The following is a 22,733-nucleotide window of genomic DNA, read 5'->3' as shown; positions in this document are numbered from 1 at the left end:
AGCTTTTGCTTATTTCCAGTCGGTGATGCGGTCGATTGGGAAGCGGACCGATTGGTAACCGTCTTCCGCGGCTTTTCCGATCGAGAGGAGCATGACCGGAAGATAGCGCTCTTTCTCGAGGCCGAACGCTTCCGCGATATTCGCTTTGTCATAGCCGCCGATCGGGTTCGTATCGTAGCCGTGGGCACGAGCGACGAGCATGAGTTGCATCGCGACGAGACCTGAGTCGAGCAAGATGCTGTCTTTGACAGACTCTTTCGGGGCGTCTTTGAAGATGCCTTTGATCATCTCAACTTGACGGTCGCGGACTTCTGGTGGCATGAGGCCACGCTCGACGGCCGTATCAAAAATTTCTTGTGTGTAATCGGCCATCTGGTAGTCGGCAAAGATGGCAATCACAGCAGATGACGTCTCGACTTGGCGTTTATTGAAACTTGCGAGCGGGAGGAGCGTGTCTTTGCCTTCCGCGCTATCGATGACGACGAAGCGCCACGGTTGAAGGTTGAGTGATGACGGTGCCGTCGTCGCTTCCTCCAGAATTTGTGTCATCTCTTCTTTCGAGATTTTGACGTTCTCATCATAGACGCGAATCGAGCGGCGTCCCTTGACGATTTCCATAAAGTCTTTCTGTGTTGTCATGTTCATATAAAAGTCTTCCTTTCATGTTGAATGTTAGTTTGTAACGTATTTAAAAGTTCGAGTAACTGTCGTTGCTCCTCTACCTTCATGTTTACAAAAAGTCGGTCCGATAAGCACTTCTTTTGCTCGGTCCAATGTGCAATCCGCTCCCGACCGACATCGGTCAAGTCGACATAAATGACCCGATTGTCTTGGAGGCAGCGTTCGCGCGTGATCAACCCTTGTGTCTCGAGCTGTTTCAAATGTCGCGTGATGGCGGCATGGTCGACCCCGACCCGTTGTTGCAGTTCACGCTGACGCAAAGAGCCGACGTGATGCAAGTTGCTTAAAATATCGAAGCGAGTCGAGCTGAGCCCGTCCATTTCCGTATCGAACAGTTGGGCCAGTTCTTTTTGTACGGTGATGACGTGGTAGAGAATCTCATCGCTGAGCGAACAAGCGTCGCGCATCGGGTATCCTCCTTTAAAAAACTAATTGATAAATCAATCATTGATAGGTCACACATGTATAGTAATCGGTTTTGAGAGAGAACACAAATAAAAAGTTTCAAAAAAACTGTTGTCAAACTGTTATATAATAGTCTATATTATAGTCAACTGATATATAACAATTGGATGGGAGGATGTGACGGCTTGGAACATTACAAACAAGTAGGTACTTATCACGTACATGAAACACTGCTCGACTTCATCTCGGCTCGCATACTACCTGAAGAAGAGGCACGGCAACACTTTTGGCATGGGGTCGAACGTATACTCGATGCGTTCATTCCTCGAAATGAATCACTGCTTCAAGAACGCGAGTCATATGAGCGACTATTACAGGAATGGTACAGCGAGCACAAGCAAACCTTTGATCTCACAGATTACGAGCGTTTTCTTCGATCTATCGATTACATCGAAGCAACCGTCCCTGATTTTAATATCGACGCTTCTGGTGTCGATTTAGAAATAACAAGACAAGCTGGACCACAACTCGTCGTTCCACTCGACAATGCGCGCTATGCGTTGAATGCGGCAAACGCCCGCTGGGGGAGTCTCTATGACGCCTTGTACGGAACGGACGTCATCGACGAAGAGGACGGAAAAACGAAGTCGAGCGGCTATAATCCGATTCGAGGAGCGGCGGTCATCGCGTACGCCAAACAATACCTCGACGAGACGTTCCCGCTTCGAACAGGTTCACATCGGGACGCGGAAGGGTATACGGTTCGCGCCGATGAACCATATGCCATCATCAATGGACGAGACGTCCCATTCGCAACCGATTGTTTCATCGGTTACGTCGGGAATCCAAATCATCCAACGAGCTTGGTGCTCGTCCATAACGGGCTCCACGCTGAACTGAAATTTGACCGGAATCACCCGATCGGCCGTACGGATGGAGCAGGGCTAACCGATATTGAACTCGAGTCGGCCTTGTCGGCCATCGTCGACTGTGAGGATTCGGTCGCGGCCGTCAACGCTCGGGACAAGGTCCACCTCTACAAAAATTGGCTCGGACTGATGGATGGTACGCTCGAAGCAACATTCTCGAAAGGAGGTCGACCGCTCACTCGGAAGTTGAACCCTGACCGGAAGTATATCGGGAAAGATGGGCGTGAAGTCACGCTTCCGGGCCGATCGCTCCTCTTTATTCGAAACGTCGGTCACTTGATGACGACAGACTTGATGCTCGACGCGGAAGGACGTGAAGTACCGGAAGGCATTTTGGACGGGATTTTCACCGCGCTCATCGCGAGCCGCCACCTCGATGCCAGACAAAATTCCCGCGAACGCTCCATCTATATCGTCAAACCGAAGATGCACGGCTCGAAAGAAGTGGCGTTCACAAATGATTTGTTCAACGCGATTGAAGATGTACTCGAGTTGCCGCGTCATACGCTCAAAGTCGGCGTGATGGACGAGGAGCGGCGCACGTCGCTTAATTTGAAAAACTGCATCGAGCAAGTGAAGGAACGCATCGTCTTCATCAATACCGGATTCCTCGACCGGACCGGCGATGAGATTCATTCGTCGCTCACCTTCGGACCGATGCGAAAGAAAGGCGAGATGAAGACATCGGAGTGGCTTGACGCTTATGAACGTCTGAATGTCCAAATCGGACTTGACACAGGATTCCATCAACGCGGACAGATCGGGAAAGGGATGTGGGCGATGCCCGATCGGATGCGCGATATGATGCGTGAAAAAATCAATCATGTCCGGTCCGGGGCGACGACAGCCTGGGTCCCATCGCCGACAGCCGCGACGCTCCACGCGCTACACTACCATCAAATGGATGCGTTCGGGGTCCAACGTGAGTTCATCGGTCGTTCATTTGATCCAACCACCGAGCGGGGCCGTCTGCTTGAAGTACCACTTGCCACACGTCTTTATACAGATGAAGAAGTGAACGAGGAGCTCGAGAACAATTTGCAAGGGTTGCTCGGTTATGTCGTCCGTTGGGTCGAGCAAGGTGTCGGTTGCTCCAAAGTGCCTGATATCCATCATGTCGGCTTAATGGAAGACCGAGCAACGCTCCGTATTTCGAGTCAACATGTCGCCAATTGGCTATACCATGACGTTTGTAGCCGGGACCAAGTCGAAGCGACACTTTACCGGATGGCCGAGGTCGTCGACGCGCAAAACGCAGCGGACCCCCACTATCGTCCGATGACGCCAGATGTAGACCGCTCGATCGCCTATCAAGCGGCGAGAGACTTAGTGTTCGAAGGAGATGCGTCGCCAAACGGGTATACGGAACCGATCTTGCATCGGCGGCGTCGAGAATTTTTAGGTCAAATATCATTAGAACCGAATTTAAAAGGAGGAGCATCATCATGACAACGAAAAAAATCGAAAGTGAACAGTTGATTGAACGTTGGGTCGTCCGGCGGATCGTCTCGGGAGAATCGACCTCGGCGCTCGCCAACACGGCGTTCGTCTACGGGAACGATTTGATGCGCCTCGTCCTCGACCGGACCGATGGGTCGCTTCAAATCATGAGAGAGCCGGTCGAAGAAGTCGTCGTGTTCCGCAAACCAGAGGAACGGGATGAGGAAAACGTCTGTCGTTGCTGCGGCATGGAGCACTCGTCATTCAAAGCGGCACTCGAATGCTGCGCCTACTTGGATTAAATGCGCACCATATGTTATATAACAAATTAAATTTATTAAATCTAATATGATACAGGAGGAACGGATATGAATGAGCAACGCATGCAACTCGAGGAGATTTTTCAATCAGAACGGTTTGACGGGGTCGAGCGTCCTTATGGAGTCGACGACGTCATGAAGCTTCGTGGATCGGTCTTAATTGAGCATACGCTCGCGACAAAAGGGGCCGAACGATTATGGAAGTTACTCCATGAACGAGACTACGTCCACGCACTTGGAGCGCTCACTGGCAATCAAGCGATCCAACAAGTGAAGGCGGGGCTTGAGGCCATTTATTTGAGTGGCTGGCAAGTCGCTGCCGATGCGAACTTGTCGGGACACATGTACCCGGATCAAAGCCTGTACCCAGCCAACTCGGTGCCGAGCGTCGTCAAACGAATCAATCAGGCGTTACAACGGGCCGACCAAATCCAAACGGCGGAAGGAAAAGGGGACACGCAATGGTTCGCTCCGATTGTCGCCGACATGGAGGCTGGTTTCGGCGGTGTGCTCAACGTGTTCGAATTGACGAAAGCGATGATTGAAGCGGGTGCGGCCGGTGTCCACTTAGAGGATCAACTGTCTTCAGAGAAGAAGTGCGGTCACCTCGGTGGGAAAGTGTTGCTCCCGACACAGACGGCCGTGAAAAACTTGATTGCGGCCCGCCTCGCGGCAGACGTCATGGGTGTTTCGACGATCATCGTCGCCCGGACAGATGCGCATGCGGCGAACTTGATTACGAGCGATATCGACCCAATCGACCATCCGTTCATCGTCGGTGACCGGACGCCGGAAGGGTTTTATCGGACCGAGGCAGGCATCGAGCAGGCAATCGCCCGCGGTCTCGCTTATGCGCCTTACGCCGATCTTGTCTGGTGCGAGACGTCTGAACCTGATTTGGATGAGGCGCGTCAATTTGCGGACGCGATTCACGCAAAATATCCAGGGAAACTGCTCGCTTACAACTGCTCACCTTCGTTCAACTGGAAGAAGAAGCTGTCGGACGAGGAGATTGCGACATTCCAGCAAGAGATTGGTGCGATGGGGTACAAGTTCCAGTTCGTCACACTCGCTGGCTTCCACTCGCTCAACTTCGGCATGTTCGAACTTGCGCGCGGCTACAAAGACCGTGGGATGGCCGCCTATTCCGAGTTGCAACAAGCCGAGTTCAGTGCAGAACAGCACGGTTACACGGCGACACGTCACCAGCGCGAGGTCGGGACAGGGTATTTCGATGAGGTGTCTCTCGTCATCTCGAGCGGTCAGTCGTCAACGACGGCACTGGCCGGATCGACCGAGGCAGAGCAGTTTGAAGTGAAATAAAGCAATCAAAAAGATGATGCCGCGGCATCATCTTTTTGCATTCAACGCAGAATCGTGAGTACTTGCCCGACGCTGATCAAGCTGACGTTCGTAATATTGTTAGCGGCCGCAATCTTCGCAACAGTGGTGTTATACATCGTCGCAATCTTGTAGAGTGTGTCCCCTGATTTGACCGTGTATTTCACCGTAGTCGTTGGTGGTGTGACGGTCGTACCTGGGATGACGAGCACTTGTCCGACGTAAATGGAGTTGACGTTCGTAATGTTGTTGGCGGCGGCAATTTTAGCGACGGTCGTTTTATACAGAGTGGCAATCTTATAGAGCGTGTCGCCAGATTTGACCGTATATTTGACGGTCGTCGCAGGTGGTGGTGTGACGGTCGTGCCCGGGATGACGAGCACTTGTCCGACACTGATTAAATTGTAGTTTGTAATCTTGTTAGCGGCGGCGAGCGTCGAGACAGTGACGCCGTAAGTCCGGGCGATGCTGTAGAGCGTATCGCCGGATTTGACGGTATACGTTTTAGACGTCGTGCTTGATTGGTAAGCAAGCAATTGGGAGACGGTGACGAACTTGTAGCCTTTCGCTTTCAGTTGCGAAATCATCGTCGGCAAGGCGAGCGGTGTACCTGGCGCACCAGCACCGGTGTGCATCAAGACGATTGAACCAGGTTTAATGTTCGTTTGGACTTTGGTGTTAATCTGAGTGGCAGTGAGACCTTTCCAATCAATCGTGTCAATATTCCATTGGATTGTATAGCCGTAGCCGGCAGCGCCGACTCCGCTTAAGACAGCGCTATTGACGGCGCCGAACGGTGCCCGGAAAATCGGTTTCGTCGTTTTACCGGTAATGGATTTGATTTTTGCTTCCGTCCGATCAAGTTCTGATTTCATTTGCGTGGCGGTCAACTTTGTGAAGTCTGGATGGGTATACGAGTGGTTACCGAGTTGGTGACCTTTAGCTGCGATGTTTTTAATGTATTGGGGATGGTTAGCGGCGCCCGATCCAGTCAAAAAGAAAGTGGCTTTGACATTGTTCTTGGCAAGTATGTCCAAAATCTTATTCGTATTCGCACCATCCGCTCCGTCATCGAACGTCAATGCCACGACTTTACTCGTCGTGTTCACACTCGTGATGAATTTCGAAGCGGCGGCGTCAGCCGATTTTGGATAAGCGACTAACGGTGCCAACATGATCAATACAGCCATCAACATGCGCACAAATTTGCTTTTCATTTTGGTTTCGCCTCCAGTCTTAGGTGTATGTATCTTGATGTTAAGGCTTTCCAAATATTTACCTGTGTATATATTTTATATACCCTTCTTTCGATGTAAGATGTCGTAAAGTCTAATAATAGGTAAAGGAATTTTTGGATAATGACCCTCAATATTTGTGTTCAATTTATGAGTGATAAACGCGTCAAATATCACACAATTCTCACACATTTCCTAATAAAGGGTGCTATCATGAACAATGTGTGAAGAATGTAAGCGATTGAATAGGGGGATTCATGATGAGACAAACAGTGAAACGAATCGGGATGGCGACCGGAATAATTGGTTTGTTCGTCCTTGGGGCGTGCGGGGCAGATGAAGCGACTAACAGTACGGAGACGGTGCAGTCGATGGAACCAGTCGAAGCAGAATTAAACGTGCCGGCGACAGCCGACAAAGACGAAGCGGTCACGTTGGCCGTTCGTGTCACTCAAGAGGGAAAAGCGGTCGATGACGCGGACGAGATTAAGTTCGAGGTCTGGAAAAATGGCGCCAAGGAAGAGAGCGAGATGATGAAAGCGTCGCTCACAGAAGATGGGGTTTATGAGGTGGAGACGGCGTTTGCTGAAGAGGCGGTCTACACGGTGCAAGTCCATGTGACGGCCCGTGCGATGCACACGATGCCGACGACGAACGTGACGGTCGGTCACCCGGAGACAGCGGCCGAAGCCGAGGCTGAGGAGGATCACCACCACCATGCCGGAGCGGATATCGTCCTCGATCCAAAGCAAGCTGTTGCCAATGAAGTACAACCGTTCACTGTCAACGTCGAGATTGAGCACGAGGCGTTAACGGGTGCGGACGTCCAACTCGAAGTGTTCAAAGACGGGGCGGACAAGCACGACTGGGTGAAGCTCGAGGAAACGGAAGGCGGAAGTTATGCAGGTGAGCATACGTTCCCTGAAACGGGCACATACAACGTTCAAGTCCACGTGACAAAAGGACACGACATCCATGAACACATCATGGAGACGGTCGAGGTCAAATAAAAAAATCGATCGGCCGCGGCCGATCGATTTTTCTTATGCGTTCTGATAAAGTGATTCGACTTGCTGTTGGAGCGATTCGTTCTCGAGGAACTCGTCGTACGTCGCTTCTTTGTCGACAATCCCGTTCGGCGTCACTTCGATGATGCGTGTGGCAATCGTCGAGATGAGCTGATGGTCATGTGAGCTGAAGAGGAGTACGCCTTTGAATGTCTCGAGCCCATTGTTGAGCGCCGTGATCGACTCGAGGTCCAAGTGGTTCGTCGGATCGTCGAGGACGAGGACGTTCGAGTTCGAGAGCATCATTTTCGAGAGCATGCAACGCACTTTCTCTCCCCCTGAGAGGACAGATGCTTTCTTCATGACTTCTTCGCCTGAGAAGAGCATACGACCGAGGAAGCCGCGAAGGAACGTATCCGACTCGTCTGCTGGAGAGAACTGGCGTAACCAATCCAAGATGCTCTTATCCGAGCCTTCGAAGTATTCCGAGTTATCTTTCGGGAAGTACGACTGTGTCGTCGTCACACCCCATTTGACCGTACCTGCGTCCGGTTCCATCTCGCCCATGATGATTTTGAAGAGTGTCGTGATGGCGACGTCTGAACGGCCGACGAATGCGACTTTGTCCGTCTTGTTCAGTGAGAACGTGACGTTGTCGAGCACTTTGACGCCGTCGATTGTTTTCGAGATGTTGTCGACGTAGAGCACGTCGTTCCCGATTTCACGTTCCATCGAGAACCCGACGAACGGGTAGCGGCGTGACGACGGACGGATATCGTCGAGCGTGATTTTATCGAGCAACTTCTTACGCGACGTCGCTTGACGCGCCTTCGAGGCGTTCGAGCTGAAACGGGCGATGAAGTTTTGAAGCTCTTTGATCTTCTCTTCTTTTTTCTTGTTCTGGTCGTTGGCCATGCGTGAAGCAAGTTGGCTCGACTCGTACCAGAAGTCATAGTTCCCGACGTACAATTGAATCTTGCCGAAGTCGAGGTCGGCCATGTGCGTACAGACTTTGTTCAAGAAGTGACGGTCGTGGGATACGACGATGACGGTGTTCTCGAAGTTGATCAAGAACTCTTCGAGCCACTGGATCGCTTTGAGGTCAAGACCGTTCGTCGGCTCATCGAGGAGAAGAATGTCAGGTTTGCCAAACAATGCTTGAGCAAGGAGGACTTTGACTTTCTCGCCACCTGTGAGCTCGCTCATGAGCTTGTGGTGGGATGCGTCGGTGATGCCGAGTCCTTGAAGGACCATGGCAGCTTCCGATTCGGCTTCCCAACCGTTCATCTCGGCGAATTCGCCTTCGAGTTCAGCTGCGCGCATGCCATCTTCGTCAGAGAAATCTTCTTTCATGTAGATGGCGTCTTTCTCTTTCATGACTTGATACAAACGCTCATGGCCCATGATGACCGTTTCGAGTACCGCTTGGTCTTCGTACGCGTAATGGTCCTGTTTGAGGACAGCGAGGCGTTCGCCAGGTGAGAAGCTGACGTCACCTGTTGTCGTGTCTTGCTCACCGGCAAGAATTTTTAAGAATGTTGATTTCCCGGCGCCGTTTGCGCCGATCAAGCCGTAGCAGTTGCCTGGTGTGAACTTGATGTTCACGTCTTCGAACAACTTGCGTCCACCGAATTGGAGACTTACGTTATTTACTGTAATCATGTATAGGATCCCTCGTTTTTCTGATTTGTTTACGACGTGTATTGTATCACGTTTTTGGAAAACGCGCAGTCGTGGGGAAAAATGAAACGAACGTTGACGAGATTCGTATAGCTTGATAAGGGGGAATTCAAATGAAAACATCACTATCCATTCGCGAGGCGTGGTCGAACTATTATCGGAAAGACTTTTTACGCCTATGGATTCTGTTTGTCGTCACCGGTATCGGGTCGTACTTCTTGTTTCGATCGTTTATCGCACCCGATCAAGTAGACGAGATTTTAGCCCAGCTCGGAGATACGTTTGAATCGAGGGGCTTGACGTTCGATACGAGCGCGCGCGAGACGATGATCGCCTTGTTCGTGAACAATACACGCGTCACGTTGTTCGCTTTCCTGCTCGGGATGATTCCGCTCTTCATTCCATACGTGTTCGTCGTCATCAACGCCGCTGTGATCGGTTTAGTCGCCATGCTCGTCGGGTTCGCCGGCGAATCGGTCGTCCGGGTCATCGTGCTCGGCATCTTGCCGCACGGCATCACCGAGATTTCGGCCATCTTACTCGGAGCGGCGATGGGGTTATCGCTGAACCGTTACATCTGGAAGAAACTGCGGGGAAAAGAGACGGACGTCACGTTCAAAGCGCTGTTTCTCGCTGGGTTGAAGACGTTCGTGTTGATTGCGGTGCCGCTCCTCGCCCTTTCCGCTGTCATCGAGGCTTACGTGACCCCGCTATTATTACAGTAAAAAAGCCATCCACGATGGCTTTTTTTACTTGAAGTGAGGCGTTGTCTCAACGCAACGGATCATACGAATCCCTTCTGTGGTCAGCTCGCCGTTCACTTGCCAAATTTCGAGTCCGTCCGCGATCGCATCGCGAAGCATCTGGCGAATCCGTGCATCATGGTTCCGGTTCGGATTGCCGGTGAAGGCGGGCGCATCGTATAGGAAGACATACAGCAGGACGGCCCGTTTAGTTTCCGGCAACGTCGCAATCAACGTCTCGAGATGCCGCATCAACCGTTCGGTCTCGATCGGTCTCGTCAACGGACGTCGTTCAAATCGGGGGAGCGGCGTCACGAACAACTCGGCGAGCGGTGCCTTCACTTCCATATAGACACCATTGACCTTGAAATCGAGTCGTGACTCGCGGACGACTGTCTCTCGTTCCATATGTCTCGGAGAAGGAAAAGCTGAAATCACGTTCGTCTGCAAACAATGTTCGACGAAATCGTTGACGCGCCCTCGATGAATTCCGATCCATTGTCGGTCCGCGTCAATCGAGATGGCCTCCACCGTGAAGGCGGTGTTCCGTCGCGGGTCGTCCGTCGTGGAGACGAGGCAAGGGACCCCGTCAAAGACGAGGTCACCGATGCGGCCGGTGACCGGACAGTGACAGGCGACGACGGTGTCGCCGAGCAACACGTCCATCAGGAACCGATTGCGGCGTTTCAAGATGACCCCTTCCTGCAAGGGGGATACAAAGCGATACATCGTCAGACGACGCGCGTGACCGTCGTGTCGAGCTCGAACGTGACATTGCCGGCCAAGGCGCGTGAAATCATACAAGAGTCCTTCGCTTTTTTAGCAATCCGTTCGACGATTGTGATGTCACGGTCTGTGGCCGTTTTGGGGACGTTGATACGTGTCGTGTAGCGAATCGTCTCATACGTGAAGACTCCGTTTGTCACGTCGACGATGCCTTCGGCGTCAATCGTGATGCCTTGATGCGGCAGGTCACTCCGTCCGAGCATAGCCGCAAGTGTGATGATATAACAGGTCGCCGCGGCACCGAGTAGCATCTCATCCGGGTTCGTGCCGATGCCAGGACCGTCCATTTCCGGGGGAATCGAAATTTGTGTCTTTAACCGTTCGGCCTCGAGCGTCCCGACGTCGTTGCGTCCGCCGGTCCAGTCGAGGTTCATTTGAAACGTATGCTTCATAAAAAAATCGCCTCCAATGTCTCTATTCTAAAAGAGAACGGTTGGAGGCGCATGTGTTATGCTCGCGCGCGTTCAGCGAACGTGCGGAGCGTCCCGATGATGACGTGGGTCGCTTTTTCCATGTTGTTGACGGAGACGTACTCGAACTTGCCGTGATAGTTCTCGCCGCCCGTGAAGATGTTCGGGGTCGGGAGTCCCATATACGACAGTTGTGAACCGTCCGTCCCGCCGCGAATCGGCTCAATTTTCGGATCGATGTCGAGTTCGCGCATGACGTCGGCGACGGTGTCAACGATGTGTTTCACCGGCTCGATTTTCTCGGCCATGTTGTAGTATTGATCGTCCATCTTCAAGTCGACGCGCGCTTCGCCGTATTTCTGTTTCCATTCGACGACAAGCTTTTCAAGCAACGCTTTGCGTGCCTCGAACTTCGTTCGGTCGTGGTCACGGATGATGTATTGCAGCGTCGTCGTCTCTACGTCGCCAGAGAAGCCGTTCAGATGGAAGAAGCCTTCATAGTCGCTCGTATGCTCTGGTGCCTCATCGGCCGGAAGGCGGTTGTGGAACGCCATTGCCAGTTTCATCGAGTTCACCATCTTGTTTTTAGCACTGCCCGGGTGCACGTTCGTCCCGTGGAACGTGACCGTCGCCCCGGCGGCATTGAAGCTCTCGTATTGCAGTTCGCCGAGCGGACCGCCGTCCATCGTATAGGCGAAGTCGGCGTTGAAGCGGGCGACGTCGAATTTATGTGGTCCTCGTCCGATCTCTTCGTCCGGTGTGAAGGCGATTCGGACCGGTCCGTGCGGAATCTCCGGATGGGCCAGTAAGTATTCGATCGCGGTGACGATCTCGGCCATGCCGGCTTTGTCATCGGCACCGAGGAGCGTCGTCCCGTCTGTCGTGATGAGCGTATGCCCGACGTAGCCGTCAAGTTCAGGGAAGTCGCGTGGGGACAAGATGACATTGAGTGCCTCGTTCAAGATGATATCGCCGCCCTCGTAATGCTCGACGAGTTGCGGGTTGACGTTCGTCCCGGTGAAGTCGGTCGCCGTATCGACGTGGGCAAGCAGGCCGATTGTCGGAACGTCATGGTCGACGTTACTCGGAAGGGTGGCGAACAAGTAGCCATATTCATCCGTCTCGACGTCTTCGAGTCCAATCGCTTTCAACTCAGCCTCGAGATGACGAATCAAGTCCCACTGTTTCGCCGTTGAGGGTGTCGTTTCACTCGTAAAGTCGGACTGTGTATCAATTTTTGCATACGTGATTAAACGTTCAATTAATTTCGATTGCATGGTCTGCCTCCTCTAATGAATCTATCTCATTTAGTGTAGCATGAGAGCCGTTTTGGGAAGTATCGAAATTGTTTGAAAATAAAAAGAGAGGCGCGATGGCCTCTCCCTGGATTACTGGACGATGACGCCGCCATCGATGACGAACTCGGCCGCGGTAAAGTAACTCGATTCTTCTGATGCGAGGAACAAGACGAGGTTCGAGACGTCGCCCGGTGTGCCGATTCGTTTAAGCGGTACCGTCTCTGCCATCTGTCTGACGATTTCTTCGACACCCGGTTGCATAATCATCGGTGTCTCAATTAAGCCCGGGTGAATCGAGTTGACGCGAATCCCATCAGCTGCGACTTCAAGCGCGATCGCTTTCGTCATCCCTCGCACCGCGAATTTCGAGGCGACGTATGCGGCCCCACCCAGACCAAGAATGCCTGAAATGGACGAGATATTGATAATCGATCCATGTCCTGCTTTCCGCATCGATGGAATGACCGATTTCATACCGAGGAACACACCGACTTGGTTAATGTCGATGACTTTACGGTAATCGGCTTCGGACAACTCGTCAAGTGTATGCGTCAATGCGATGCCGGCGTTGTTGACGAGAATCGTGATCGGGCCAAACTTTGCTTCGGCGGTCTTCACCGCACTCTCCCAGTCTTCTAGTTTGGTGACGTCGTGTTTCAAGAAAACGACAGCCTCACCGAGTTCTTTGGCGAGCGCTTCGCCTTCATCCACTAAAATGTCGGTAAACAATACGTGTGCACCTTCCGCTACGAGCTTCCGTACGTGGGAGGCACCCATTCCGCGGGCCCCACCGGTCACAAATGCGACTTCACCTTGTACACGTCCCATTGTCCTTCCTCCTTTTCAAACAAGAAAGCACCGTCTCTCTATATTATAATATGCGTTATTACATATTATGAAGTAGTTTGACCGTGAAATAGTTAGAAAAGAAGGGGGAGGAGAAACGGCAACATAAATGACGTGAAGATGGCAGATAGACCCATCGCGGCGCCGCCTGTCGCCCCAGACAGTGGATGTTCTGTGGCGGCTTGGGCCGTTCCGATGCCGTGGCTGAGCGTTCCGAGCGCCAATCCGCGCGTGAACGGGTCGGTCACGTTGAAGAGTGTGAGAATCGTCGGACCGAGCATGGCCCCGAGGATTCCGCAAGCGACGGCGACCGACGCGGCGAGCGCGGCATCACCTTGTAGTTGCCGCGCCAATTCCAGTGCGATCGGTGACGTCACCGATTTGACGGACAAGGCGAGCAAGACGTGATCTGTCAATTTGAGCGCGGTCCCTAACCCGACAGCGACGAAAATCGTCGACAGCGTCCCGAGCATAATGGCCCCGAGTGCCCGTTTCGCGCGCGCGAGCAAGATGGGCAAGTTGCGATAGAGTGGTAATCCGAGTGCGACCGTGGCTGGTCCGAGCAACGTTGTGATGGCGTCCCGGGCCGGTGCGTACGTATCATACGTCTGTCCGGACAAAAGTAGCACCACAATCAACGTCGCCGTACTCAAGAAGACAACGTTCGTGAACGGGGACGCCCATTTGAAGGACAGTTTGCGGCTCAACATATAGACACCGATAGTGACGAGCACCCAAAATAACGTCATGACGCTTCACCTCGTCTTCCTGAGATGAGTGCGGTGACGATGAGGCCGACGAATAGACTGATAATCAAGGCGGCAAAGAGCGGCACACCTTCCGCCTTTAATAAATCACTGTACGACATGAGTCCGACCGCGATCGGGATAAAGAAGAAGGCGAGGTGTTTTGTCAAAAAACCAGCGCTGTCCTCAATCCATTCGACACGGATGATGTTTGTCATCAATAAGAGTAATAGGAGGACCATGCCGATGACGCTTCCAGGAATCTTTAGGTTGAGCGTCGCGACAATCCAATTGCCGAGCGTGCTCAGACCAAACAAGAGCGAAAGGCCAATCACCCATTTGATGAGACGTTGCATATATGACATCCTTTCGCGAATAAGTTCAAAACGTATGCATTTTCTCAAGTTTCCTTCGTTCGGTCAAGATAAAGGCTATATCAAAAACGATCAAGGGTACACACGTTCGGTATGGTAGACTACTTTTATCATATCTGAATGAGGTGTTCGAATGGAACTTCAATCAATCAAACAGTTTATTGATCAACACGGGCTTGAACAGGGGGACGACATCTTAGCGGCATTCACGAAGCGCATCAACTTGAAGCTTGTACCCCGAACGACACGAGAAGAAGTCGCAATCGGTCACTCGAAATTTGGCGGCTATCCGGATTTACCGAGTGCGTCGGACCATCCCGGAGAGAATTTGACGTTATTGGCACAGTTCCGGCTGAGTGACTTCGCTGGTTTTGAGTCGGTTGAAGCGCTCCCGAAAGAAGGTGTGTTATCGTTTTTCTATGATTTGGACGAACAACCGTGGGGTGACGCGAACGAACGTCATCTTTGGCGTGTCCTCTATACAGAAGCGACAACGCTTGAACGAGTTCGAGTCGGCGAAGCGCTTAACGAGAGGGCTGTCGCATTCGAGGAAGGATATGTTCAGAACGATCATGAGCTGTTTGATCTTATGAGTGAGGATGAATATTCCACTCTTGAGGAGTTATTCGATCGGGATGAGGCGCATGCGATAGGCGGGCATCCGGACGAAGTACAACATGACGTGTTTGAAGAGATTGAAGAGACACATGGGGAACGATTCCGTGATCCGTTTCTCTTATTCCAAATGGATTCAAGCGAAGAACTCGACATCATGTTCGGTGATACTGGTATCCTCTATTTCCTCATCCCGACCGAAGCGCTCCGAGCCAAGCGTTTTGAAGAAACTGAAATCATCATGCAATGTTACTGAGCACAAAAAGAGAGTCGCCCCGTTGCGGGCGACTCTCTTTTGAATTAAGCTTCTTTTTTCTTACGGAACCGTGCGAAGAACTCATACACGATTGGGACGATGAGGAGCGTCAAGAGCGTTGAACTTGTCAATCCACCGATGACGGTCACGCCGAGACCTTTCGAGATCAAGGCACCACCTTCAAGGCCGAGCGCGAGCGGTGCTAGGGCACCAATCGTCGCGAGTGCCGTCATAAGGATTGGACGGAGTCGCGTACCCGCTGCCTCAAGTAAGGCATCACGTGTCGAAAGACCAGCCGCTTCTTTATGAATGACACGGTCAATCAAGACGATGGCGTTCGTGACGACGATCCCAATCAACATGAGTGCCCCGATCAAAGCGGATACGGAGATCGTTTCGCCTGTGATGAGAAGGGCGACGAGTCCCCCGATAATCGCATACGGGAGCGAGAATAGGACGACGAACGGTGTGACGGCACCGCCGAACGTGATGACGAGCACCAAGTAGACGATGGCGATAGCCGCGAGCATCGCGAGACCGAGCTGAGTGAACGATTCTTGAATCTGTTCAGTGACACCACCGACGTCATAGGTGACACCTGTCGGTAGCTCGATGTCAGACACACGTTCTTCAATGGCAGCCGAAGCTTCCGTCGCTTTGTCGGTGCTGAGTTCGACGTTGACGCGAGCGAGGAGCTTCCCGTCACGTTGAACGAGCGTATCCGGTGTCGTACCTTCCTCGACTTCGATGAAGTCTGAGATTGGACGTGGTCCGAACGGTGTCGTCACTTCTTGTTCCTGCAAATCTTCAATGCTGTCGTACGTGACTTGTTCGGTTGGAATGATGACGTCGAGTTGCTTGTCATCAATCGTCACCGTCGAGAGCGGACTTTGCTGTGCTTGGAACTGCCCAATCGTCTGGGCGAGCTGAGCGGCCGACACACCTGCTTCAGCAGCTTCTTGCTGGTCGACGTTGAACGTGTACTGGACGTATGATTCACGAAGGTCAGACGTCGCTTGGCGGACGTAATCCGTCTCTTCTTCAATCGTCTCAATGAACGTCGGAACGATGGCTTCGAGGTCCTCGAGTGAGTTGGCGTAGACGTTGTATGTCACACCGCTCGTTCCGGCACCGCCGGCGAAGTCTTGTTCTTTCCATTCGCCACCTGAGGCGAGTTCGTTCAATTGTTCGATGTCGGCCAACTTGACGTCGGCAAAGTCTTCTGTGTCCGGATCGTACTGGACGATGAAAATTCCTTGTTTGTTATTACCTGGGTTAAGCGGGTTCTCGCCACCGACCGTGAATTGAACGTCGGTCGCGTTCGCTTGCTCTTCCATGAAATATGTTTCAGCAATTTCTGCTGCCGCGATCGAATCATCGAGCGTCTGGCCTGGCTCTGGGTCGAACGTGACGTAAAGCGTCTTCTCAGACTCTTGGTTCAAGAAGTTGACGCCGATGGCCGGGACGAGGGCGAAGCTTCCGATTAAGAGCGCTGTCGCTAGTCCGAAGACGACGAGTTTATGGTTGAGCGACCAGTTGAGGACGCCGCGATACCATTCGGCTAGTTTTCCTGGTCCTTCTTCCGGTTTCAACTTGTCGCGGTTTTTAAAGAACGAGTCGGCCATCATCGGTACGACTGTGATTGCGACAAGTAATGACGCGAGCAAGGCGAAGACGACGGTCAAGGCGAACGGTAAGAACAGTTCCCCGACGAAGCCCGTGACGAATCCGAGTGGCAAGAAGACGGCAATCGTAACGATTGTCGACGACGCGATCGGGACGAACATTTCCTTCGTCGCGGCAACCATCAATTCTTTACCGCGTAACGTCTCGTTCGGACGGGTAAGACGACGATAAATGTTTTCGATGACGACGATGGAATCGTCAACGACCCGCCCAATGGCGACAGTCATCGCGCCGAGCGTCATGATATTGAGCGTGATATCGAGCTGCTTCAAGACGATCAATGCCATCAAAAGCGAGAGCGGGATGGAGATGACCGCAATAATCGTCGAGCGGAAGTTACGAAGGAACACGAGAATGATCAAGATCGCGAATAGACCACCGAGTAACGCTTTCGATACCATCGTTTCGACCGATTCTTCAATCGGTTGACCTTGGTCGAGCGTGACCGACACTTTAGCCGTGTCATAGTCGGCTTCGAAATCAGCGAGCACTTCTTTGACGGCGTTGACGACGTCAACGGTGTTCGCGTCTTGTGTTTTCGTCACTTGAATCCCGATGGAACGTTCCCCGTTCGACCGTGAAATGGACTCCTCGATACCACGGTCTTCAATCGTCGCGAGTTCGCTCAAGGCGACGGTCGGGACGGTTGTCGGAATGTTAGCAGGTGGGACGGCACCTGGTCCTTCAGTCGGTACCTGTGGTGTCTCGCCGGTCGGAAGTTCCGTCGGCGCACTTGGCACAGGCTGTTCCGTTTGGGCTGGTGAGTACGGGATTTGAAGGTCGCGGAACGCTCCGAGCGTCTCTGACTTCCCGTCGATGACGACGGCTTGCTCCGTATCACCGAGTTCATATAAACCGAGCGCGATGCGAGCATCATTCGCTTGAATCAACTGTTTGACCGTATCTTCCGTCAAGTTGTATTCGGCGAGGGCGTCCGCGTCGAACTGCAACTCGACGCGACGAATCTCTTGTCCGGCGATTTGGACGGTCTGGGCACCTTCGATTCCTTCAAGGGCCGGTTGTAATTCTTCTTCGACCAATTTCGTCAATTCGGCCAAATCAAGGCTCTCATCTGAGACGGCCGCACCTACAACTGGGAACGCATCAAAGCTGAGACGCGATACTTGTGGGTCTTGGGCGGCTTCAGGCAACTCGACATTGCTGAGCGCATCTTTGACGAGTTGTTCAGCTTCTTCCATGTCGGTGCTGAAGTCGTAATCAATTTGAATGTTTGAGGCGTTCTGGAACGAGCTTGAACGGACTTGTTCGACTCCGTTCAAGCTCTTCAAACGTTCTTCGAGCACGGTGCTCACTTCGTCGAGCACTTGTTCAGGTGAGGCTCCTGGATAAATCGTCGTCACCGAGACGGTCGGTGTCGTGATGTCAGGCAATGTTTCTAGTTTCATCGTCAAGCCGGCGAAAATTCCGGCGGCAGTCAAGATGATCGTCATCAACCAGACGGCGAACTTGTTGTTGACGGAGAAGGACGTGATTTTTTGCATGGGGTTCATTTCTCCTCTGATGGCTTAGTCTGTTTTACCCGAATCGATGTTCCGGGCTCGCTCGATCAAGCGAGCGATAATGTCTTGTTTTAAAGCGGGAGGGGCGACGCCGACGTTGAAGTGTTCGGACATCATCATCCCTTCGAGCGCATAGCGGATAATCATCGTTTCGACAGGGTCGCTCGTCTGTTGAAACTGAGCGAAGAACGTGTCGAGGTCGTGTTTCCAACGTTCGGCATACTCTTGATCGACAGCGAACAATGTCAAAAAGGCAATCATTTTCTCGGCGTCGATGTGAATCGCTGAGCGCTCCGGATGAAGTTTCGTCTCGTCAAACAGGCGAACGAATGCTTCGACAGGGCCATTCCCTTCAGTTTGAAGCGATTCGTACAACTCATTTTGCTCGGTTTGAAGTCGTTCGACGATTGCGGTCAATAGCGCTTCTTTGGACGGATAGTGATACAAAAGACCACCTTTTGACACACCGGCTGTCTTCGCGACTTCATCTAATGTCAGATGATGCACACCTTGCTCCATAATGATATCCGTCGCTGCATCCAACAGTTTTTGTTTGGTGAGTAGTGATCGGTTTGTCATGTCACACCTTCTTTCTGTACCGACCAGACGGTTTGTTCTCCTCCACTATAGTCGCTCTATCATTTTGAAGTCAAGACATGATGACGACAAAACTGTTAAGTTATAATTTTATAACTACTGTAAACGATTTCAAAAAAAGGTTGACGTGAGAATGATTATCAGTGATGATAGTAACTGAGAGTAATTATCATTACCGATAGTAGAGATGAATAAGTGGGGGATGATCAAATGAACAAAAAGTATATGGCGCTCGGTCTATCAGCGGCGCTCACGACATCACTTTTGGCCGCTTGTGCGAGCACGGAAGAAACAACGAATTCAAATGATAACGAGACAGCAGAGGCGTCGAAAGTCGTCAACGTGTACTCGAGCCGTCACTATGACGTCGATAAAGAGCTTTACAAGCAGTTTGAAGAAGAGACAGGTGTGAAAGTCAACGTTGTTGAAGGGAAAAGCGATGAGCTTCTCGAGCGCTTGAACACGGAAGGTGAGAGCACAGAGGCTGACCTCTTTATTACTGCAGATGCAGGAAACTTGTATCAAGCGAAAGATGCGGGACATCTCCAAGCGGTCGATAGCGACGTGCTTGAATCGAACGTCCCTGAAAAATATCGTGATACGGACAACGAATGGTTTGGTCTCACGAAACGAGCACGTGTCATCGTCTATGCGAAAGACCGCGTGAAACCTGAAGACTTATCAACGTACGAAGCGCTCACAGAAGAAGAATGGAATGGGAAAGTGCTCGTTCGTCCGTCTGAGAACATGTACAACATCTCACTCCTCGCTTCATTCATCGAAGTGAACGGTGTCGACCAAGCGAAAGAGTGGGCGAAAGGTATGGTCAATAACTTCGCACGCGACCCACAAGGGAACGACCGTGATCAAGCGAAAGCAGTCGTCGCAGGCGAAGGTGATGTCGCCATCATGAACACATACTACATGGGACTCATGTTGAACTCGGAAGACGCGGAAGAGAAGAAAGTGGCTGAACAGCTCGGCGTATTCTTCCCGAACCAAGATACAACGGGGACACATGTGAACATCTCGGGGATTGCGATGACGAAAGCATCGAAAAACTCAGAGAACGCGAAGAAGCTCATGGAGTTCATGTCTGATCCATCAGCACAAGAACAGTTTGCAAGCGTGAACTACGAGTATCCGGTCAATGAATCGGTTGAACCGAACGAGCTTCTCCAATCATGGGGTGAGTTTAAAGAGCAGGACATCAACTTGTCTGTCCTCGGTGAAAATCAGCAAGAAGCCATCCGTCTCTTCAACGAAGCGGGCTGGAAATAAGACGACTTCGGCTTGAACAGATGTTCAGGCCGAAGGTTTTTGCGTTTCCCGGCATGCTGACGGTACACCGGCGACGAGGAAACTGATATGATGGGACAGGAAGTGACTGAACGAAAGAACGGGAGTTGTACGACATGAACTGGTATGCGATCAAACGACAACTGAATGGATGGGCCATCCTGAGCTTTATCGCGCTGTTGTTTATCGTCCTACCAGGGATTGTCGTCTTGGTCGAGCTGTTCGCACCGGTCAACGAGAACTGGCAACATATTCGTGAGTACTTATTGCCGACCTATGTGCGCAATACGCTGTTCATCATGCTCGCGACCGGAGTGTTGACGACGGTCATCGGGACGAGTTTAGCCTGGTTCGTCACGGTGTACGAGTTCCCGTTCCGTCGGTTCTTCAAATGGGCGCTCATCTTACCGCTCGCCATTCCGCCTTATATCGGGGCTTACACGTATCATGGGATTTTGAACTATACAGGCGTCATCCAGACGACGCTGCGCAACGAATTCGGCATCACGGTCGACCAGACGTATTTCAACATCATGACGATTCAAGGGACCGTGTTCATCTTTACGCTGTTCTTGTATCCGTATATCTACACGATCACGCGGGCCTTCCTGCACAACCAATCGTCCTCGATGGTCGAGAACGCCCGTATCCTCGGACGCGGGTCATGGGACATCTTCTTTACCGTCGTTATCCCAATTTCGCGCGTCGCTATCATCGGTGGGGTCAGCCTCGTCTTGATGGAAGTGCTGAACGATTATGGGGTCGTCAAATATTTCGGGATTCAGACGTTCAGTACCGCCATCTTCAGTACGTGGTTCGGAATGAAAGATACGTCCTCGGCGCTCAAACTGGCCGGGACGCTCATGATTCTCGTCATCGCCATCTTGACGATGGAACGGCTCGTCCGCGGGCGGAAGCAGTTCAGTTATGCGACGACGAAAGTGAAACCGCTCAAACCGAGACAACTGAACGGCTGGCATCGTTACGCTGTATTCGGTTATGTGGCTACAATCTTTGGGATTGCATTTCTCATTCCGTTCGTTCAACTCGTCGCATGGACCGTATTGACCTTTGAACAAGTGTTCACGGCCGAGTTTTTCCGCCTCGTCTGGAACACGGTGAGCGTCGCTTTCATCGCGACGGTGATCATTCTCGTGTTCGCGTTGATTATCGCCAACTATACGCGCCTGTTCCCGTCGAACATGACGCGCGTCATCTCGAAAGTAACGACGCTCGGCTATTCGATTCCGGGAGCGGCCATCGCCATCGCCGTCATCACGTTGTTCTTGCTGCTTGATGAGTGGGTGCTGAACGTGGCGCTCGCTTTGGATTTAGGCCAGACGTTCGTGTTCAGGACGACACTCATCATGCTCATCTTTGCCTACGTCATCCGTTTCCTCGCCATCGGCTACAACTCGATCGAGAGCGGATTTGAGAAAGTCGGCAAGTCGTTCACGGAAGCGTCGCGCATGCTCGGATGGGGGACGGTGCAGACGTTCTTCCGGGTCGATATCCCGATGATTAAAGGGGCGATCATGAGCGCGTTCATCCTCGTCTTTATCGATATTATGAAAGAATTGCCGCTGACGCTGTTTTTACAGCCATTCAATTTTTCGACGCTCGCTACACAAGCGTTCAAATATGTCAGTGACGAGAAGATTCATGAGGCAGCGCTCGCCTCGATCGTCATCGTGCTCATGAGCGGGCTGTTGATTTTTGTTTTCCACAAGGTGCTTGATAAGGAGGCCGACTAATGTTTGTTCAAATCAACGATTTACACTTCAGCTATAAAGGTGCGCAAGCAGAGACGATCAAAGGGTTCTCGATTTCGATCACAAAAGGTGAAATCGTATCGCTTCTCGGCGACAGCGGCTCTGGAAAGAGTACGATTTTACGCCTTATTGCAGGGCTCGAGATGCCGAACCAAGGGGTCGTCGTCGTCAACGACTGTGTTTGTTGCGACGATTGTCAGTTCATGCCGCCTGAACAGCGTGGTGTCGGGATGGTGTTTCAAGATTATGCGCTCTTCCCGCATATGACCGTTGAGAAGAACATTCGCTTCGGTCTGCATAAATTGAGCCGGAAAGAGCGGAACGAACGCGTTGAAGAAATGTTGACGCTCGTGAACTTATCCGAGTTCCGTCATCGCTATCCGTATGAGCTCAGTGGCGGTCAGCAACAGCGTGTCGCGCTCGCGCGTGCGTTGGCACCGAAACCGTCGCTTCTCATCTTAGATGAGCCGTTCAGCAACTTGGACACGTCGCTCCAACATCGCATTCGGGACGATTTGCGCCGTCTCCTCAAACAGACGGGGACGACGACAATCTTCGTCACCCACGATGAAGAGGACGCGGAGGCGCTCGCCGACCGTATCGTCTATCTCGGCGAAGGCAAGATTAAAAAACAGATCATGACGGAGAACAATAAGACGTTCAACCCGCAGATTCCTTGTTTCGTCTAAATAAAAAAGCATTCCTCGGTCGAGGGATGCTTTTTTGCTTGAAGTTACAAGTTGGTAA

Annotated in this window: 21 protein-coding genes; 9 read left to right on the top strand and 12 right to left on the bottom strand. The window is 51.9% G+C overall.

The window, feature by feature from the left end; genetic code table 11:
* Window positions 1–9: 9 nt before the first annotated feature.
* The gene (locus tag EVJ34_RS11630) at window positions 10–639 is read right to left on the bottom strand and encodes a nitroreductase family protein (RefSeq protein WP_483297301.1); all 630 of its coding nucleotides are present in this window, start codon (window positions 637–639) and stop codon (window positions 10–12) included.
* 2 nt (window positions 640–641) lie between these two features.
* On the bottom strand, window positions 642–1,088 hold the full coding sequence (locus EVJ34_RS11625; RefSeq protein ID WP_131434574.1) for a MarR family winged helix-turn-helix transcriptional regulator: 447 nt from the start codon (window positions 1,086–1,088) through the stop codon (window positions 642–644).
* A gap of 183 nt (window positions 1,089–1,271) precedes the next feature.
* On the opposite strand from EVJ34_RS11625, the gene EVJ34_RS11620 reads away from it, so the two are divergent.
* The 3 genes from EVJ34_RS11620 (at window position 1,272) to aceA (ending at window position 5,098) form a co-directional block, all read left to right on the top strand.
* Window positions 1,272–3,464, top strand: a complete 2,193-nt coding sequence (locus tag EVJ34_RS11620; protein ID WP_131485722.1) for a malate synthase G — start codon at window positions 1,272–1,274, stop codon at window positions 3,462–3,464.
* Entirely contained in the window at window positions 3,461–3,757 is a 297-nt protein-coding gene (locus EVJ34_RS11615) for a hypothetical protein (protein ID WP_131434578.1), read from the top strand. Before EVJ34_RS11620 ends, EVJ34_RS11615 begins: the two co-directional genes overlap by 4 nt.
* Window positions 3,758–3,823: 66 nt before the next feature.
* Window positions 3,824–5,098, top strand: a complete 1,275-nt coding sequence (gene aceA / locus EVJ34_RS11610) for an isocitrate lyase (protein WP_131434580.1) — start codon at window positions 3,824–3,826, stop codon at window positions 5,096–5,098.
* A 41-nt stretch (window positions 5,099–5,139) separates the two neighbouring features.
* On the opposite strand, the gene EVJ34_RS11605 is transcribed toward aceA, so the two are convergent.
* The gene (locus EVJ34_RS11605) at window positions 5,140–6,333 is read right to left on the bottom strand and encodes a LysM peptidoglycan-binding domain-containing protein (RefSeq protein ID WP_131485721.1); all 1,194 of its coding nucleotides are present in this window, start codon (window positions 6,331–6,333) and stop codon (window positions 5,140–5,142) included.
* Window positions 6,334–6,611: 278 nt separating this feature from the next.
* Here EVJ34_RS11605 and EVJ34_RS11600 point away from each other — a divergent pair, with 278 nt between their 5' ends.
* Window positions 6,612–7,361 carry a FixH family protein gene (locus EVJ34_RS11600; RefSeq protein WP_131485720.1) on the top strand — a complete coding sequence of 250 codons (750 nt, stop codon included), beginning with the start codon at window positions 6,612–6,614 and terminating at the stop codon, window positions 7,359–7,361.
* 33 nt (window positions 7,362–7,394) lie between these two features.
* Here the strand turns inward: EVJ34_RS11600 and EVJ34_RS11595 are convergent, their stop codons facing one another.
* On the bottom strand, window positions 7,395–9,020 hold the full coding sequence (locus EVJ34_RS11595) for an ABC-F family ATP-binding cassette domain-containing protein (RefSeq protein ID WP_131434586.1): 1,626 nt from the start codon (window positions 9,018–9,020) through the stop codon (window positions 7,395–7,397).
* 131 nt (window positions 9,021–9,151) lie between these two features.
* On the opposite strand from EVJ34_RS11595, the gene EVJ34_RS11590 reads away from it, so the two are divergent.
* Window positions 9,152–9,763, top strand: coding sequence for a stage II sporulation protein M (locus tag EVJ34_RS11590; RefSeq protein ID WP_131485719.1), 612 nt, complete (start codon window positions 9,152–9,154; stop codon window positions 9,761–9,763).
* Between the two features lie 24 nt (window positions 9,764–9,787).
* On the opposite strand, the gene EVJ34_RS11585 is transcribed toward EVJ34_RS11590, so the two are convergent.
* The 6 genes from EVJ34_RS11585 to EVJ34_RS11560 form a co-directional block, all read right to left on the bottom strand.
* A complete protein-coding gene (locus EVJ34_RS11585) occupies window positions 9,788–10,471 on the bottom strand; it encodes a DNA/RNA nuclease SfsA (protein ID WP_161568915.1) in 684 nt (227 codons plus the stop codon).
* A gap of 41 nt (window positions 10,472–10,512) precedes the next feature.
* On the bottom strand, window positions 10,513–10,959 hold the full coding sequence (locus tag EVJ34_RS11580; protein ID WP_131434592.1) for an OsmC family protein: 447 nt from the start codon (window positions 10,957–10,959) through the stop codon (window positions 10,513–10,515).
* Window positions 10,960–11,015: 56 nt separating this feature from the next.
* Entirely contained in the window at window positions 11,016–12,254 is a 1,239-nt protein-coding gene (gene pepT / locus EVJ34_RS11575; protein ID WP_131485717.1) for a peptidase T, read from the bottom strand.
* Window positions 12,255–12,365: 111 nt separating this feature from the next.
* Window positions 12,366–13,103: a glucose 1-dehydrogenase gene (locus EVJ34_RS11570; protein WP_131434596.1), complete on the bottom strand. Its 738-nt coding sequence runs from the start codon at window positions 13,101–13,103 to the stop codon at window positions 12,366–12,368.
* A 92-nt stretch (window positions 13,104–13,195) separates the two neighbouring features.
* Window positions 13,196–13,870, bottom strand: coding sequence for an LrgB family protein (locus tag EVJ34_RS11565; protein ID WP_131485716.1), 675 nt, complete (start codon window positions 13,868–13,870; stop codon window positions 13,196–13,198).
* Window positions 13,867–14,223, bottom strand: coding sequence for a CidA/LrgA family protein (locus tag EVJ34_RS11560; protein ID WP_131485715.1), 357 nt, complete (start codon window positions 14,221–14,223; stop codon window positions 13,867–13,869). Before EVJ34_RS11560 ends, EVJ34_RS11565 begins: the two co-directional genes overlap by 4 nt.
* 151 nt (window positions 14,224–14,374) lie before the next feature.
* On the opposite strand from EVJ34_RS11560, the gene EVJ34_RS11555 reads away from it, so the two are divergent.
* Entirely contained in the window at window positions 14,375–15,112 is a 738-nt protein-coding gene (locus tag EVJ34_RS11555) for a YwqG family protein (RefSeq protein ID WP_131485714.1), read from the top strand.
* 44 nt (window positions 15,113–15,156) lie between these two features.
* On the opposite strand, the gene EVJ34_RS11550 is transcribed toward EVJ34_RS11555, so the two are convergent.
* Window positions 15,157–18,300, bottom strand: coding sequence for an efflux RND transporter permease subunit (locus EVJ34_RS11550; protein ID WP_131485713.1), 3,144 nt, complete (start codon window positions 18,298–18,300; stop codon window positions 15,157–15,159).
* A 24-nt stretch (window positions 18,301–18,324) separates the two neighbouring features.
* Window positions 18,325–18,897 (bottom strand): TetR/AcrR family transcriptional regulator, encoded by a 573-nt coding sequence (locus tag EVJ34_RS11545; protein WP_131485712.1) that lies wholly within the window; start codon window positions 18,895–18,897, stop codon window positions 18,325–18,327.
* A 228-nt stretch (window positions 18,898–19,125) separates the two neighbouring features.
* Here EVJ34_RS11545 and EVJ34_RS11540 point away from each other — a divergent pair, with 228 nt between their 5' ends.
* The 3 genes from EVJ34_RS11540 (at window position 19,126) to EVJ34_RS11530 (ending at window position 22,675) form a co-directional block, all read left to right on the top strand.
* Window positions 19,126–20,196: a Fe(3+) ABC transporter substrate-binding protein gene (locus EVJ34_RS11540; RefSeq protein ID WP_131485711.1), complete on the top strand. Its 1,071-nt coding sequence runs from the start codon at window positions 19,126–19,128 to the stop codon at window positions 20,194–20,196.
* 134 nt (window positions 20,197–20,330) lie between these two features.
* Window positions 20,331–21,968, top strand: a complete 1,638-nt coding sequence (locus EVJ34_RS11535; RefSeq protein ID WP_131485710.1) for an ABC transporter permease — start codon at window positions 20,331–20,333, stop codon at window positions 21,966–21,968.
* Window positions 21,968–22,675: an ABC transporter ATP-binding protein gene (locus EVJ34_RS11530; RefSeq protein ID WP_021068048.1), complete on the top strand. Its 708-nt coding sequence runs from the start codon at window positions 21,968–21,970 to the stop codon at window positions 22,673–22,675. Before EVJ34_RS11535 ends, EVJ34_RS11530 begins: the two co-directional genes overlap by 1 nt.
* The last annotated feature ends 58 nt before the right edge of the window (window positions 22,676–22,733 follow it).

Origin of the sequence: Exiguobacterium sp. SL-9 (assembly GCF_004336985.1) — a bacterium.
GTDB lineage: Bacteria > Bacillota > Bacilli > Exiguobacteriales > Exiguobacteriaceae > Exiguobacterium.
Note: the sequence above shows the minus strand (reverse complement) of the source record. Positions and strands in the feature narration are given on the sequence as shown.

What these genes read in the sequence shown, in the direction of transcription:
- EVJ34_RS11535 (WP_131485710.1), top strand. Translation starts at nt 20,331, where the DNA reads ATGAACTGGTATGCGATCAAACGACAACTGAATGGATGGGCCATCCTG.
- EVJ34_RS11530 (WP_021068048.1), top strand. Translation starts at nt 21,968, where the DNA reads ATGTTTGTTCAAATCAACGATTTACACTTCAGCTATAAAGGTGCGCAA.
- aceA (WP_131434580.1), top strand. Translation starts at nt 3,824, where the DNA reads ATGAATGAGCAACGCATGCAACTCGAGGAGATTTTTCAATCAGAACGG.
- EVJ34_RS11590 (WP_131485719.1), top strand. Translation starts at nt 9,152, where the DNA reads ATGAAAACATCACTATCCATTCGCGAGGCGTGGTCGAACTATTATCGG.
- EVJ34_RS11630 (WP_483297301.1), bottom strand. Translation starts at nt 639, where the DNA reads ATGACAACACAGAAAGACTTTATGGAAATCGTCAAGGGACGCCGCTCG.
- EVJ34_RS11615 (WP_131434578.1), top strand. Translation starts at nt 3,461, where the DNA reads ATGACAACGAAAAAAATCGAAAGTGAACAGTTGATTGAACGTTGGGTC.
- pepT (WP_131485717.1), bottom strand. Translation starts at nt 12,254, where the DNA reads ATGCAATCGAAATTAATTGAACGTTTAATCACGTATGCAAAAATTGAT.
- EVJ34_RS11565 (WP_131485716.1), bottom strand. Translation starts at nt 13,870, where the DNA reads ATGACGTTATTTTGGGTGCTCGTCACTATCGGTGTCTATATGTTGAGC.
- EVJ34_RS11600 (WP_131485720.1), top strand. Translation starts at nt 6,612, where the DNA reads ATGAGACAAACAGTGAAACGAATCGGGATGGCGACCGGAATAATTGGT.
- EVJ34_RS11580 (WP_131434592.1), bottom strand. Translation starts at nt 10,959, where the DNA reads ATGAAGCATACGTTTCAAATGAACCTCGACTGGACCGGCGGACGCAAC.
- EVJ34_RS11605 (WP_131485721.1), bottom strand. Translation starts at nt 6,333, where the DNA reads ATGAAAAGCAAATTTGTGCGCATGTTGATGGCTGTATTGATCATGTTG.
- EVJ34_RS11545 (WP_131485712.1), bottom strand. Translation starts at nt 18,897, where the DNA reads ATGACAAACCGATCACTACTCACCAAACAAAAACTGTTGGATGCAGCG.
- EVJ34_RS11570 (WP_131434596.1), bottom strand. Translation starts at nt 13,103, where the DNA reads ATGGGACGTGTACAAGGTGAAGTCGCATTTGTGACCGGTGGGGCCCGC.
- EVJ34_RS11595 (WP_131434586.1), bottom strand. Translation starts at nt 9,020, where the DNA reads ATGATTACAGTAAATAACGTAAGTCTCCAATTCGGTGGACGCAAGTTG.
- EVJ34_RS11625 (WP_131434574.1), bottom strand. Translation starts at nt 1,088, where the DNA reads ATGCGCGACGCTTGTTCGCTCAGCGATGAGATTCTCTACCACGTCATC.
- EVJ34_RS11550 (WP_131485713.1), bottom strand. Translation starts at nt 18,300, where the DNA reads ATGCAAAAAATCACGTCCTTCTCCGTCAACAACAAGTTCGCCGTCTGG.
- EVJ34_RS11540 (WP_131485711.1), top strand. Translation starts at nt 19,126, where the DNA reads ATGAACAAAAAGTATATGGCGCTCGGTCTATCAGCGGCGCTCACGACA.
- EVJ34_RS11560 (WP_131485715.1), bottom strand. Translation starts at nt 14,223, where the DNA reads ATGCAACGTCTCATCAAATGGGTGATTGGCCTTTCGCTCTTGTTTGGT.
- EVJ34_RS11555 (WP_131485714.1), top strand. Translation starts at nt 14,375, where the DNA reads ATGGAACTTCAATCAATCAAACAGTTTATTGATCAACACGGGCTTGAA.